Genomic DNA, 13,314 nt, shown 5'->3' on the forward strand with positions numbered 1-13,314 from the left:
GTGCGATCATCGCTCACACGCGCGGCGCGAGCGTGTCCCCCTGTCTCCCCTGCCGGAAGGAAACCCATGAACAGTCCCACCGCACGGCGGACCGCGCTCGTCACGGGCGCGTCGTCGGGTATCGGCGCGGCCGTGGCCGCCGAGCTCGTCCGGCGCGGCTACCGCGTGTACGGGACCAGCCGTAAGCCGGAGTCGGTGGCCGATCCGGTCCCGGGGGTGGAGTACCTGTCCCTGGACCTGGCCGACGGGGCGTCCGTGGAGGCGTGCGCCGGCGCCGTCGGCGACGTGGACGTACTGGTCAACAACGCCGGCGAGAGTCAGAGCGGACCGTTCGAGGAACTGCCCGCGGACGCCGTGGAGCGGTTGTTCCAGGTCAACGTGTTCGGCGCGGTGCGGCTCACCCAGCTGCTGCTTCCGGGCATGCGCGCCCGCCGGTACGGACGGGTGGTGATGGTGGGGTCGATGCTGGCGAGCTTCCCGCTGGCCTACCGGTCGTCGTACGTGGCCTCCAAGGCGGCGCTCAAGGGGTTCGCCGACGCGTTGCGCCGCGAGGTGTCCCCGTACGGCGTGGGGGTGGCCACGGTGGAGCCGGGATCGGTCAACACCGGTATCAGCGAACGGCGGACCCAGTACCTGGGGGACGGCTCGCCGTACACGGACGAGTACCACACCATGCTCGACGCGCTCAACGCCAACGAGGCCGGGGGGATCTCGGCGGGAACGGTGGCCCGCACGGTCGTGCGCGCGGTCGAGGCCGACCCGCCCAGGCCGTTCTACGCGGTGGGCAGCAACGCCCCGGTGGTGTTCGCGCTGCGGCGGCTGTTCCCGCGTTCGGCCGTCCTGAAGCTGGTCGCCCGCAGGCACGGACTGCGCTAGCGGACCGGGCGTGTACGGCGGTGCTTCCGCGGAAGGTCGCCTCCCTCCGGCAGGATGCGGAGGTGACCGACCGACCACTGGAGGACACCGTGAAACAGCAGGCCCACTTCGTCACGCTCGCGACCGCCGACCTGGACGCGGCCCGGGGTTTCTACCGCGACGGGCTCGGCTGGGAACCGCTCATGGACGTTCCGGGGGAGATCATCTTCTTCCAGATCGCCCCGGGGCTGGTCCTGGGCCTGTTCGACGCGGAGAAGTTCGACCGGGACCTGGGGCGTCCGTCCGGTACGGCCGGGGCGTCGGGGATGACCCTGTCGCACAACGTCGACGGCCCCGAGGAGGTCGAGTGGACCGTCGACGCGATGGCCAGAGCGGGCGCGAAGGTGCTCAAGGCTCCGCAGCAGGGCGAGTTCGGCGGAATCTTCCACGCCCACGTGGAGGACCCGAACGGGGTGGTGTGGGAGATCGCGCACAACCCGGGCTGGCACGTGGACGACACCGGGAGGGTCGTCTTCGGTTGAGGAGGCGCCTCCCGGGTCCGGCCGTGCCACGGCCCCGGGAGGGACGGGGGCCGCCGAAGCGGGCGGGGCGGCGCGGGCGCCGGCGGAGGTTGTCCTAGGGTCTGTTCGGTGGACCAGGTCCTGTGCCATCGGAGATGGCGGGGGCTCCGACGGGGTTCCGCCAGGTCCCGCGGGTGCGCCCGTGAGGCAGGAGCGGGCGCACCGTAGAGGCCGAGGGCTCCCGTACCTTCGGCGTCCGAGCACGAAGCGAAGCGCAGCGGAGCTTCAGAGGAACACGTCCCAGGTCGGGCGGGAGACCGGCAGACAACCGAGAGAGGTGCCGCGTGAGCAGTGTCGTCAAGTTCAACGTCCTGACCGTCCCCGAGGGCGCCGGGGCCACCCTGGAGGAGCGTTTCTCCAAGCGGGCCGGGCTTGTGGAGGACCAGCCCGGGTTCGAGGAGTTCCAACTGCTGCGCCCGGTCGAGGGCACCGACAAGTACCTGGTGTACACCCGGTGGCGGTCCGAGGAGGACTTCCAGAACTGGGTGAACGGCCAGGCGTTCCGGCAGGGGCACGCCCAGGCCGCCGCGGACGCCCGGGAGGAGGGCGGCCGGAGGGAGGGTGCGCCGGCCGGGCACGGCCACGGCGGCCCGGCCGCGAGCAACAGCGAGATCTGGGGCTTCGAGGTCGTCCAGCGGGTCTGCGCCGAGTCCTGACCGCCGAGGCGGGCGGCCCCGGACGGGGCGGCGGGACCAGCGGTTCTCCCTCCCCCGGCGCCGGCGCGGCTTCGGTGGCGCGCGAGAATGGCGCACCATGAGAACCCTCGTCCGCCATGTCGGTCTCGTCGCCCCCGCGCCCGCGGTCGCCGCCGGTCTGATCGCCGTCCTGGTCGGCGTGACCAGTTCGGCGGCGATCGTGTTCACGGCCGCCGAGGCGGCCGGAGCCTCCTCCGGCCAGATCGCCTCGTGGATGCTGGCCCTGGGCGTGGGCATGGCCGTGACCTGTGTGGGCCTGTCCCTGCGCCACCGGGCGCCGGTGGTGACCGCCTGGTCCACGCCGGGTGCCGCGCTGCTGGCGGTGGGCCTGGACGGGGTCACGATGGCGCAGGCCGTGGGCGCGTTCCTGTTCTCGGCGGCGCTGATCACGCTGAGCGGTGTCACCGGGTGGTTCGAGAGGGTCATGGACCGCGTACCGGTTCCGCTCGCGGCGGGGCTGCTGGCCGGTGTGCTGCTCCAGTTCGGGATGGGCCTGTTCACGAGCATGGAGGACGACTTCGCTGTCGTGTTCGCCATGTTCGCGGTGTACCTGCTGTGCCGCCGGTGGCTGCCGCGCTACGCGGTCATCCTGTCCCTGGTCGCGGGCGGGGCCGCCGCGGCGGTACGGGGGACGCTGGACCTGGGCGGGGTGTCCCCGTCGCTGGCCAGGCCGGTGTTCGTGGCGCCCGAGTTCTCCTGGCAGGTACTGGTGAGTGTGGGCGTACCGCTGTTCGTGGTGACCATGGCCTCGCAGAACCTGCCGGGGGTGGCGGTGCTGCGGGGCGACGGCTACCGGGTACCGGTCTCTCCGGTGATCGGGTGGACCGGGGCGACCAACCTCGTGCTGGCCCCGTTCGGGTGCTTCGGGATGAACCTGGCCGCGATCACCGCCGCCATCTGTACCGGTCCGCAGGCGCATCCGGACCGGGAGCGCCGCTACCTGGCGGGGGTGTGGGCGGGCGTCTTCTACCTGGGTGTGGGGATCTTCGGGGCGACGGTGGCGTCCCTGCTGGCCGCGCTGCCGCCGCCGCTGATCCTGGGCATCGCCGGGCTGGGTCTGCTCGGCACCATCGGGGGATCGCTGGCCTCCGCCCTGGGGGACGAACGCTCCCGGGAGGCGGCGGTGGTGACCTTCCTGGCCACGGCCTCGGGGTTCACCCTGCTGGGGGTGGGCTCGGCCTTCTGGGGGCTGCTCGCGGGAGCGCTGACCCTGGCGGTGACACGTTCCTGGCGCCGGTCACGGCACGGACGGAACGCGGACGCGGGCGACGGGACCGGGAGGTCCACCCGGCCCGAGGCGGACCCCGGAAACGGACGGTCCGCGCAGACCAGAGCGGGTGAGGGCACCGACGCTGCGGACCGCGCCTGAGAGGAGGCGCGGGAAAAGGGCTTGCGCCGCCGGCGCGGGCACCGCTACAACTGACCGTGCCCCGACCACAGCGGTACCGGGGCCGCGACGACGAAAGGAGGCTGAGCCGTGTTCACCGCATTCACCGCGCTCGTGTCCTCCCGGGGCATCCTCGACAGCTGACCCCGGATCGGGCGGGCGCACACACACCGAAGGTGTCGCTTGACCGTAGCAACGCATGCCCTGACCATCCGTCCGATCACCGGACCGGAGGAGCTGGACCTGTTCAACCGGCTCCCCTACGTCCAGAACTTCGAGATCGGCGCCGACCTCGCCGAGGGCCGCCGCCACCCCTCCTGGATGTGGGTCGCCCTGGACGGTGACCGCCTCCTGGCCCGCCTGTCCTGGTGGTGCCGCAACAGCGATGTCGCCCCCCTCCTGCTGGACGTCCTCGACGTGGACGACGCGGCCGACGACGTCGACCGCGTGGAGACCGCCGAGCACCTGCTGCGCACCGCCTCGGCGGCGACCCTGCCCGGGGGAGGGACCCCGCCCGAGTACCTGCGCTTCGTCCCGGCCGGCTGGCGGCGGGACCCCCGGGACCGGCGCGCCGTGGAGGAGCGTATGGCCGCCGTCGAGCGCAACGGCGGATCACTGCTCGTGGAGCGCCTGCGCTTCGAGTGGACCCCCGGCGGCACGGCTCCCCGACCGGGCGACCGCCTCCGGTTCCGGCCGATCCGGGACGAGGAGGAGATCCTCGGCCTGATGGTCCGGGCGCTGGAGGGGACCCTGGACGCCCACGACCGCGCCGACCTCGGGCACAGCACGGCGGAGCAGGTGGCCGCCGAGAACTACGCCGACGAGTTCGAGCGGTACACGACGCCCCGGGAGTGGTGGCGGATCGCGACGCTGCCGGACGGCGAACCGGTCGGGTTCGTGCTGCCCGCGCGCAACGACTACCACCCGATGATCGGCTACATCGCGGTGCTGCCCGAGCACCGCGGGAACGGGTACGTCGACGACATCCTCGCCGAGGGCACCCGTGTCCTGGCCGAGGAGGGCGTCGAGCGCGTCCGTGCCGCCACCGACAAGGGCAACATGCCGATGGCGCGGGCCTTCCAGCGGGCGGGGTACGCCACGCTCAGCGGGGTCGTCAACATGGACTGGCAGGGGTAACGCACCGGCGGGGTGACCCCTTCCGGGGAGCGGGGCCGGCGCGGACGCCACGTGCGCGCCGGTCCCGCCCCCGGCTCTCAGGTGCGGGTGCCCGCGCCGCCCTCTCGTGTCCCGGCGGCCCCGGTGGCGCCGGTGACCCCGGTGGCGTCGACCAGGGCGGCGGCGAACTCCTCCAGGGGAGGGAACTCCCCGCCGCCCTCGTGGAAGGCCTCCAGGAAACCGCGTTGGAAGCACGCTCCCACCAGCAGTGCCGCCACCGCGTCGGGAGCGACGTCCGCGGGGACCCGGCCGAGCTCCCGTTCCGCCGACAGGTAGGCGGCGAACCCCCGGTTGACGTTGTGGGGCCCGGCACCGTGGCGCTCCATGCCCTCGCGGTGGCGGCGCAACAGGTCCGGTTCGCCGAACAGGGAACCGAGCACGGGCGCGCCGTACCGGAAGAACGGGACGGCCTTGACGACCAGTCCGACCAGGTTGTCGCGCACGTCGCCCTGTCCCGCCCGCTCGGTCATCGCCGCGAGGTCCTCGACGAACGGCGGGAAGCGGTGCCTCATGACCGCCAGGACCAGTTCGGACTTGTCGGTGAAGTGCTTGTACAGGGTGGCCTCGGAGTAGCCGGAGGCGCGTGCGATCTCCCTGGTGGTGGTCCGGGCCATGCCGAGCCGGCGCATGACCTCGGCGGCGGTGTCCAGGATGTGCTGTCGGGTCCGCTCCGCGGTGGATCGCGGTCGGCGCTTCCCGGGTTCGCCGTTCATCGGGTCCGCTCCTCGCTCCGGTCACTCGTGGCTGATCGCGCCACCGTACTGCTCGCGAGGGGCGGACCGGCGCCGGAGGGTCAGGCCGGGCCGCCCGCGAGCACGCGTCGGTCCGCGAGCAGTCTGCGGCAGCGGACCAGCTCGCCCGCGGTGAACGGGCCCGCGAGGAACACCGCCATCACGGTACCGAAGGCCGCCCAGGCGAGGAGCGCCGTTCCGGGATCGGCGACGGCCGCCGTCCGGGCGTGCACCCACAGCAGGGAGGCGGTGAGCGCCACGGCACCCGCGAGAGCGGCCCGGATCCGGGCGCGGCCCAGCGTGGCGACGGTGTAGAGGGCGACCATCGGTGCGAGGAAGAGCCCGAGTTCGTAGTCGCGCAGCAGGAAGAGGGCATAGGCGGCCGTGGCGACGGCCAGGGACGGCACGGGGTGGCTGCGGCGCCAGTAGAGCGCACCGCAGCCCACGACCACGGCGGCGAAGGCGGCCGGGTCCGTGGAGCGGGTGGCGCCCCAGCCGTCGACGGGGGCGAAGGGGTCGCCGTTGACGGTGGCGTAGGTGGCGGCCAGTTCGAGGAGGAGCACGAGGGCGGCGATCACGGCGTCGGCGGTCGAGGGGCGCGTGGCCCGGGGGTGTTCGGATGTCACCTTGGAGGCCTCCGTGGTTAGTGGGCGCTTACTAACCTAACGGCCGCGCCTCGCCGCGGCAAGGCCCGGCCGGAACCGTCACGGGTACGCGGGCGGGAGGCGGCTCCGCCGGACGGCTCAGGCCGTGGCGAGGAGCCGTCCGACCTCGGCGACCGCCGCGGTCAGGTCCTGGGGGTCGGCGGTCATACCCGCGACCACGAGGTCGGCCTCCTCCAGGCCGGCCCGTGACAGGAGGGTCTTGTCGTTGGTGACCCACTCCCCGCGCTCGGCCAGGACCGCGTGAGCCGCCTGGGAGACGGCCTGGGCGATGAGGCCCGCGGTCTGGGCCACCCGGCCGTACGGGGCGTGGTTGTGCTCGGCGTAGGACAGGGTGGCCGCGGCCAGGCCCCGCCACACCGGCGGCGCGCTCTCGCGCAGCGCCCCGGGGTAGCCGGGCCGGGGCAGGTCCCCGACGAGGACCCTGCCGAGGGCGAGTTCGGCGACGACGAGGTAGGTGGGGATACCGGCCAGGTGGAACATGAGCGGCTCCACCCGGAACCGCCCCTGTTCGGCCTCGGCGAGCTCGTGTTCGACCACGTCGAGGTCGCGGTAGTGCACGTCCACCGACCGGCCGTCGATCCGGAGCCAGGCGCCGCCGTTGAAGACTCCCCCTCCCCAGCCGCCGACCTCCGAGACCTCTCCCTCCCATCCGGCGTCCCGCAGGTGTCGCGGATCGAAGCCGCCCCGGTAGTAGATCGCCAGGTCCCAGTCGCTGTCGGGGCGGTGGGCCCCCTGTGCCCGGGAGCCGCCGATCATGACGGCCTCCACGGCGGGAAGGGCGGCGAGGCGGTCGGCGGTGGCGGACAGGAAGCGGGCGTCGTCGAAGGTCTGCTCGGAGGTGGGCATGGCAGCCATCATCGCGGATCCTCCCGCCGGTCCACCACGGAGACTCCGTCGGGCGGCGCGGGGCTCCTCGACGGGCGGGGCCCGGACCGGAGCGCTCCGGTCCGGGCCCCGCCCGTCGACGGCGTCCGGTCAGCTCTCCGTGGACGAGCCGTCGCCGTCGCCGTTGCCGCCGCGCTCCCCGGTACGGCTCCCGACGTCACCGCCCTGGCGCCTCTGGCTCCGCTTCAACCTGCGCGCCCTGGTGGCGAGCGGTGCGTTGCGCTCGCGCTGGACTCCCGAGCCCTCCGCGAACTCGGCGTTGAGCGAGCGCACGAGCCCCACCATCATGAAGAAGCCGATCACGAAGAACGGCAGCCCGAACACGATGATCGTCTGTTGCAGGGCGTCCAGACCGCCCGTACCGGACGCGGTGAGCACCGTCGCGGCCACGACGCCCTCGGTGATCCCCCAGAAGACCCGCTGACGGGTCGGGTTGCCCGCCTCACCGGAGCAGAGGATGTCCACCACGAGAGAGGCCGAGTCCGAGGAGGTGGTGAAGAAGATGATGACGATGAGGATGCTCACCATCGACACGAACGTCGTCAGCGGGAAGTGCTCCAGGAACGCGAAGAGGGCACCGGGAACGTCCTCCTGGACGACCACCTCCCCGACCAGGTCGCCGCCCCGGTTCCTCTCGATGTTGAAGGAGGACAGCCCGAACACGCTGAACCACACGACGCTGAACACGGTGGGGGCGGCCAGCACTCCGAGGACGAACTCCCGGATGGTGCGGCCCTTGGAGATGCGCGCGATGAAGATGCCGACGAACGGCGACCAGGTGATGGTCCACGCCCAGTAGAAGACGGTCCAGGACCCCTGCCAGCCGGTGTTGGCGAAGGTGTCGTTCCAGAACGACAGCGGGATGAGCATCTCCAGGTAGATGCCCGTGGTCTCGATGATGCCCTTGGCCAGGAAGAGCGTCGAACCCGCGAGGAAGACGAAGAGCAGCAGCCCCACGGCCATGAAGATGTTGATCGTGGACAGCCACTTGATGCCGACGTCGAGGCCGCTGGCCACGGAGATCACGGCGATGGTCGTGACGATCGCGATGAGGATCAACTGGGTGAGGCGGCTCTCCTCGACGCCGAACAGGGTGTTGAGGCCGCTGTTGATCTGGAGGGTGCCCAGGCCGATGGTGACGGAGACGCCGAACAGCGTGCCCAGGACGGCGACGATGTCGATCGCCCGCCCCAGGGGGCCGTGGATCCGCTCCCCGAGGAAGGGGTGGAAGACCGAGCTGACCCGGAACGGCAGGCCCTTGCGGTACACGAAGTAGGCGAAGGCGAGCCCCGGCAGGCAGAAGATCGTCCAGGTGTGCAGGCCGAAGTGGTAGAGCGTGAAGCCCATCGCCTCCTCGGCGGCCTCGATCGTCTGCGGCGCGACACCCGCCCGTGGCGGATTGGCGTAGTGGCTGACGGGCTCGGCCACGCCCCAGAACATCAGAATGCTGCCGATGCCCGCGGCGAACAGCATGGCGAACCAGACGGGGTTGCTGTACTCGGGCCTGCTGTCCGGCTGCCCCAGGCGTACGGTCCCGAACCGGCTGAACGCGATCCAGATCAGGAAGATGAGGAAGGTGGTCACGCCGAGGATGTAGAGCCACCCTAGGTTGGTGAGGATCCAGTCCGAGGTCGTGCCGAAGATGGCGTCCACCACGTCGGTGAAGAGGATCGCACCCACCACGAAGACGACCACCAACGCGGCGGACACGAAGAAGATCGCCGGGTTCGTGTTGAGCCCCAGCCTTTGTGCCAGCTTTTCGAACATGCCGACTGCTTTCTGGTGTTTCGGAGACGTTCGGCGGGGGATAAAGGCCCGTCGGCCGCACCGGCCTCGGGTAAGGATACGTCTCGGGACGGGCTTTCCTGTTTATCCCTCTCTTTGAGGGGAGTCGGAACCGTCCTTACCCAGCAGCATTATCGACACACTGGAAAATATTAAAAAAGGTATACCAAAAGCCACATAAGGGATTTTCTTACAAGGCCACGCATACTGTGCACCGCTCATCTCGGCGTCACGGCCTCAACGGGGCACGGGTGCGGCACCCGGAACGGACGCGGAGGTCGGGCGCCGCCGGGATCGGGGCGAGAGGATCAGGAGTCGAACCCGCGCAGCAGCTCGCGCACGGCCTCGGGCTGCTCGTACAGCGACAGGTGGCCCGCGCCCTCGATGGTGTGGACCTCGGTGTCCAGGAACCGGCGGGCCGGTCCGTGCAGGCGTGCGGGAGAGAAGAACTGGTCGTGCGAGCCGGTCGCGACGGCGACCGGGGTACCCGACCAAGCACGGAAGTGCTCCGCCTGCAGGGGGCTGGGCATGGAACCCGTGCGGCAGTGCCGGGCCACCAGGGTGAGCCACTCGGCCTCGGCGCGGTGCTCGTCGCACGCGGTGGACGGGCCGCTGAGGAACTCGACCAGTCGGCCGCTGGTGTGCTCGTTGGGGTGGATCATCCACGGCAGCACGGTGCGCATCGACTCCGAGCTCACACCGGCCGCGGTCAGCCCGGCGGGATTGAGCAGCAGCATCCCCGCGACCAGCGGGGACGGGGTCGAGGCGAGCGCGACGGCGGCGCCGCGGGAGTGGCCCAGCACGAGCACGGGCCGGTCGGTGATCCGGGGCAGGAGCTCGTCGAGCCAGGCGCCGTAGGTGTCGATCCTGGCGCCCCCGACCCGCTGGCTACAGCTGAGGCCGGGCTGCCCGGGCAGGTCGGCCAGCAGTACCGGCCGGTCCGCGGACAGCGCGCGGGCGGCGGGCACCGTGGTGGCCGTGTTGAAGTTGGTACCCGACAGCACGAGTACCGGGGTACCGGGACCGCCCGCGGCACGGAAGGCCTGCGTACTCCCCAGACGGGTCTCCACGGGAGGAAGGGGCCCGAGTTCGGGCCACCGGCTCAGGGCTTTGTGGCACCAGGCGTGCACGGAGCGCTCGGCGGTCTCCGAACGGTACACACGTGCTGCGCGAAGGGGGACGACGGTCATGGGTCTGGTTTCGCCTAGAGGAGAGTGGTGGCGCCGTCCTTGCTAGCCGACGCACCAGAGAGGAACTGTACGCCTCCGTTCGGTGCCACGCCACCCGGGGCGGTGGGTGTTTCCGACCTGAGACTCAGCAGATCCATACCCGTTGCGAAGTGTCCCCCGTTGCGGCTGTTCGCCCTGGTGCGGGAGTGCCCTGATCGTCCGCTTCCGGCCATCGGCCGCCACGGGGTTTACCCGCGCCGGCACGCGTTCGTCCGAGGCCGTCGGCGCCCGTCCCCGCGGCGGAGCGCCCCCGCGCCCCGAAGGGGTGCCCCCGGACCGGGAACGGCCCGGGGGCACCGCCGGATCAGCCCATCGTGTCGGGGTCCGGACCGATGCGGCCGCCGCGGTCGAGCGACCCGACCCTGTCCATGTCCTCGGCGGAGAGCTCGAAGTCGAACACGTCGAAGTTCTCCCGGATCCGGGACGGGGTCACGGACTTGGGGATCACGACGTTGCCGAGCTGCAGGTGCCAGCGCAGCACGACCTGCGCCGCGGACTTGCCGTGCTTCTCACCGAGGGCGGTCAGCTCCGGGTCCTCCAGCAGCCCCTTGCCCTGGCCGAGCGGACTCCAGGCCTCGGTGAGCACGCCGTGGCGGTCGTTGGCCGCGCGCATGGCCCCCTGCGAGAAGTAGGGGTGCAGCTCGATCTGGTTCAGGACCGGGAGGACGTCGGCCTCGGAGACCAGGCGGTCCAGGGTCTTCTCGGTGAAGTTGGACACGCCGATGGACTTGGCGCGGCCCTCGGCGTGGATGCGCTCCAGCGCCTTCCAGGTGTCGACGTAGGCGTCCTGTCCCGGCGCGGGCCAGTGGATCAGGTACAGGTCGACGTAGTCCAGGCCGAGCCGCTCCAGGCTGGCGTCGAAGGCCTTGAGCGCCCGGTCGTAGCCCTGGTCGTCGTTCCACAGCTTGGTGGTGACGAACAGCTCCTCGCGGGCGACGCCGGACTCGGCGAGGGCGCGGCCCGTACCCTTCTCGTTGTCGTAGATACGGGCGGTGTCGATACTGCGGTATCCGGTCTCCAGGGCGGTCGCGACGGCGGACCGGGCCTCGTCGTCGGATACCTGCCAGACGCCGAACCCGAGTTGCGGCATGGTGAGGCCGTTGTTCAGCGTGACGTGCTGCATGAATGCCCTTCTCGTGATCACGGAGTAGGTGACGGCTGTGGGGACTCTCCCCATGATGACGACCTGGAGCGCACTCCAGGCAAGCGGTCAGGACGTGAGGCGGACCAGCATCTTGCCGGTGTTGGCGCCCCGCATCATGTCGAGGAAGGCCCGCACCGCGTTGTCGACGCCCTCGACGACGGTCTTCTCGGTGCGCAGCCTGCCGTCGGCGATCCACCCGGAGGCGCGCTCGGCGTACTCCCCCATGAGGTGGCCGTGGTCGCCGACGATGAACCCGCGCAGGTTGAGGCGCTTGCCGACGGCGAGGAAGAGGTTGTCGGGGCCGGGCGCGGGCTCGGTCGCGTTGTACTGGGAGACCGCGCCGCACAGGGCGGTCCGGCCGTGGTTGCGCATCGCGGCGATGGCCGCCCGCAGGTGGTCGCCGCCGACGTTGTCGAAGTAGACGTCGACACCCTCGGGCGCGGCCTCGGCGAGCTGCTCCTCCAGGCGCCCCTCGCGGTAGTCGATCGCGGCGTCGAAGCCGAACTCCTCCAGGAGGCGGCGCTTCTTCTCCGGGCCGCCCGCGGATCCGACCACACGGGACGCGCCCAGCTGGCGGGCGATCTGTCCGGCGATGGAGCCGACCGCGCCCGCGGCGCCGGAGACGAACACCACGTCGCCCTCCCGGACCGGGGCGACCTCGGTCAGGCCCGCGTAGGCGGTGAGGCCGACCATGCCCAGTACGCCGAGGTAGTCCTCGGCGGGGGCCAGGGAGGTGTCCACCGCGCGCACGGCCTTCGCGGGCAGCAGCGCGTACTCGCGCCACCCGGCCGAGTGCAGGACGGCGGTGCCGACCGGGACGTCGTCGCTGCCGGAGGCGGTGACCACGCCCACCGCGCCGCCGTCCATCGGCTCACCGAGCTGGTAGGGCGGCACGTAGGACTTGACGTCGTTCATGCGGCCGCGCATGTACGGGTCCACGGACATCCAGTCGTTGCGGACCAGGACCTCTCCGGGGCCCGGGTCCCCGACGGTGGTCTCCACGAGGGAGAAGTCGTCGGGCCGGGGCTCTCCGACGGGACGGGAGACCAGGTGGACTTCCCTGCTGGTGACGGACATGGCACAACCTCCGGGACTTCGCTGGGTGTGGGCGCGGTGACCTGCGGCCCGGGCAGACACTAGCCCGGCAACGTATTCGCTTACCAATAAAATCAGCGAAGTGAGCTATAGGAATATCGATGGATCGAACTCCGCGGCCGGCCTGCGAACCGCTGGACCGCTCGACCTCCAGCAGCTGAGGACCTTCCTGGCCGTGCACCGGTCCGGCTCCTTCACCGCCGCCGCGCAGCTGCTGCGGCTGTCGCAGCCGACGGTCACCACCCAGATCCGTTCCCTGGAACAGCGTCTGGGACACACGCTCTTCGAGCGCCTGCCCCGCGGAGTGGCACCGACCGCGGAGGCCAACGACCTGGCGGCCCGGGTGGCCGAGCCCCTGGACGCCCTGGAGGTGGTGGCCGGTCCGGGCGGCGGCGACGCGTCCGCCCCGCCCGCGCCCCTGCGCGTGGCGGGTCCCGCCGAGGTGCTGCACGGACTGGTGCTGCCGGCGCTCGCCCCGCTGGCGGCGGAGGGCGTACGGCTGCGGGTGCGCACCGGAACGGTCGACGACCTGTTGGACGAGCTGCGCGGGGGCAGGCACGACCTGGTGCTGTCACCGCTGTGCCCGCGCGGGCGCGCTCTGGTGGCCGACCCCCTCGTGGACGAGGAGTTCGTGCTGGTGGCGTCGCCCTCGTGGGCGGACCGGATCCGCCGCGACCGTCTCGCCCGGCAGGGCGCGTCCTCACTGTGCGAGGCCCCGCTGGTGGCCTACGGCGACGACCTGCCGATCCTGCGCCGCTACTGGCGGCACGTGTTCGGGGTGCGGCTGACGTGCGGGCCCGCGGTCACCGTGCCCGACCTGCGCGGGATGATGGCGGCCGCCGAGAACGGGGCGGGGGTCACAGTGCTGCCGCGCTACCTGTGCCAGGAGGCTCTGGACCGGGGACGGCTGGTGGCGCTGCTGGAACCGGAGGAGCCGCCGGTCAACACCATGTACCTGGTGCGGCGCACGGGTGTGCCGGGCAACGCGCACCTGGACAGGGTGCACCGGCACCTGGTGTCGGCCGCCCGTGGTTGGTGAGGGCCGCCGGCTCCCGAACCCCCTCCTCCCCCGGGGGGTCCCACCGG

13 protein-coding genes are annotated in these 13,314 nt (G+C 71.8%); 6 read left to right on the plus strand and 7 right to left on the minus strand.

Annotated features, from left to right (window positions below):
* Positions 1 to 66 precede the first annotated feature (66 nt).
* The 5 genes from NOSIN_RS16145 to NOSIN_RS16165 all read left to right on the plus strand — a co-directional run bounded on the left by NOSIN_RS16145 (position 67) and on the right by NOSIN_RS16165 (position 4,655).
* Entirely contained in the window at positions 67 to 876 is an 810-nt protein-coding gene (locus tag NOSIN_RS16145) for an SDR family oxidoreductase (RefSeq protein WP_077691539.1), read from the plus strand.
* An 89-nt stretch (positions 877 to 965) separates the two neighbouring features.
* The gene (locus tag NOSIN_RS16150; protein WP_077693616.1) at positions 966 to 1,397 is read left to right on the plus strand and encodes a VOC family protein; all 432 of its coding nucleotides are present in this window, start codon (positions 966 to 968) and stop codon (positions 1,395 to 1,397) included.
* 323 nt (positions 1,398 to 1,720) lie between these two features.
* Entirely contained in the window at positions 1,721 to 2,092 is a 372-nt protein-coding gene (locus NOSIN_RS16155) for an antibiotic biosynthesis monooxygenase family protein (RefSeq protein ID WP_077691540.1), read from the plus strand.
* A 97-nt stretch (positions 2,093 to 2,189) separates the two neighbouring features.
* Positions 2,190 to 3,500 carry a benzoate/H(+) symporter BenE family transporter gene (locus tag NOSIN_RS16160; protein ID WP_227014710.1) on the plus strand — a complete coding sequence of 437 codons (1,311 nt, stop codon included), beginning with the start codon at positions 2,190 to 2,192 and terminating at the stop codon, positions 3,498 to 3,500.
* A gap of 201 nt (positions 3,501 to 3,701) precedes the next feature.
* Complete coding sequence (locus tag NOSIN_RS16165; RefSeq protein ID WP_077691541.1) at positions 3,702 to 4,655, plus strand: GNAT family N-acetyltransferase; 954 nt, start codon at positions 3,702 to 3,704, stop codon at positions 4,653 to 4,655.
* 77 nt (positions 4,656 to 4,732) lie between these two features.
* On the opposite strand, the gene NOSIN_RS16170 is transcribed toward NOSIN_RS16165, so the two are convergent.
* The 7 genes from NOSIN_RS16170 to NOSIN_RS16200 form a co-directional block, all read right to left on the minus strand.
* On the minus strand, positions 4,733 to 5,407 hold the full coding sequence (locus tag NOSIN_RS16170) for a TetR/AcrR family transcriptional regulator (protein WP_077691542.1): 675 nt from the start codon (positions 5,405 to 5,407) through the stop codon (positions 4,733 to 4,735).
* Between the two features lie 80 nt (positions 5,408 to 5,487).
* Positions 5,488 to 6,051 (minus strand): DUF7134 domain-containing protein, encoded by a 564-nt coding sequence (locus NOSIN_RS16175; protein ID WP_077691543.1) that lies wholly within the window; start codon positions 6,049 to 6,051, stop codon positions 5,488 to 5,490.
* Between the two features lie 117 nt (positions 6,052 to 6,168).
* Complete coding sequence (locus NOSIN_RS16180) at positions 6,169 to 6,948, minus strand: nucleotidyltransferase domain-containing protein (RefSeq protein WP_077691544.1); 780 nt, start codon at positions 6,946 to 6,948, stop codon at positions 6,169 to 6,171.
* A 117-nt stretch (positions 6,949 to 7,065) separates the two neighbouring features.
* Positions 7,066 to 8,742, minus strand: a complete 1,677-nt coding sequence (locus NOSIN_RS16185) for a BCCT family transporter (protein WP_077691545.1) — start codon at positions 8,740 to 8,742, stop codon at positions 7,066 to 7,068.
* Between the two features lie 326 nt (positions 8,743 to 9,068).
* Positions 9,069 to 9,950 (minus strand): alpha/beta fold hydrolase, encoded by an 882-nt coding sequence (locus NOSIN_RS16190; protein WP_077691546.1) that lies wholly within the window; start codon positions 9,948 to 9,950, stop codon positions 9,069 to 9,071.
* Positions 9,951 to 10,293: 343 nt separating this feature from the next.
* Positions 10,294 to 11,112, minus strand: a complete 819-nt coding sequence (locus NOSIN_RS16195) for an aldo/keto reductase (protein WP_077691547.1) — start codon at positions 11,110 to 11,112, stop codon at positions 10,294 to 10,296.
* An 87-nt stretch (positions 11,113 to 11,199) separates the two neighbouring features.
* Positions 11,200 to 12,210, minus strand: a complete 1,011-nt coding sequence (locus NOSIN_RS16200) for an NADP-dependent oxidoreductase (RefSeq protein WP_077691548.1) — start codon at positions 12,208 to 12,210, stop codon at positions 11,200 to 11,202.
* A gap of 100 nt (positions 12,211 to 12,310) precedes the next feature.
* Between NOSIN_RS16200 and NOSIN_RS16205 the strand changes: the two genes are divergently transcribed.
* Complete coding sequence (locus NOSIN_RS16205; RefSeq protein ID WP_171986601.1) at positions 12,311 to 13,267, plus strand: LysR family transcriptional regulator; 957 nt, start codon at positions 12,311 to 12,313, stop codon at positions 13,265 to 13,267.
* Positions 13,268 to 13,314: the final 47 nt, after the last annotated feature.

The organism is Nocardiopsis sinuspersici (genome assembly GCF_001998325.1).
GTDB classification, from domain to species: domain Bacteria; phylum Actinomycetota; class Actinomycetes; order Streptosporangiales; family Streptosporangiaceae; genus Nocardiopsis; species Nocardiopsis sinuspersici.

Excerpts from the sequence above, each read along its gene's own strand:
- NOSIN_RS16145 (WP_077691539.1), top strand. The coding sequence starts at position 67 with ATGAACAGTCCCACCGCACGGCGGACCGCGCTCGTCACGGGCGCGTCG.
- NOSIN_RS16160 (WP_227014710.1), top strand. The coding sequence starts at position 2,190 with ATGAGAACCCTCGTCCGCCATGTCGGTCTCGTCGCCCCCGCGCCCGCG.
- NOSIN_RS16170 (WP_077691542.1), bottom strand. The coding sequence starts at position 5,407 with ATGAACGGCGAACCCGGGAAGCGCCGACCGCGATCCACCGCGGAGCGG.
- NOSIN_RS16180 (WP_077691544.1), bottom strand. The coding sequence starts at position 6,948 with ATGATGGCTGCCATGCCCACCTCCGAGCAGACCTTCGACGACGCCCGC.
- NOSIN_RS16185 (WP_077691545.1), bottom strand. The coding sequence starts at position 8,742 with ATGTTCGAAAAGCTGGCACAAAGGCTGGGGCTCAACACGAACCCGGCG.
- NOSIN_RS16190 (WP_077691546.1), bottom strand. The coding sequence starts at position 9,950 with ATGACCGTCGTCCCCCTTCGCGCAGCACGTGTGTACCGTTCGGAGACC.
- NOSIN_RS16195 (WP_077691547.1), bottom strand. The coding sequence starts at position 11,112 with ATGCAGCACGTCACGCTGAACAACGGCCTCACCATGCCGCAACTCGGG.
- NOSIN_RS16200 (WP_077691548.1), bottom strand. The coding sequence starts at position 12,210 with ATGTCCGTCACCAGCAGGGAAGTCCACCTGGTCTCCCGTCCCGTCGGA.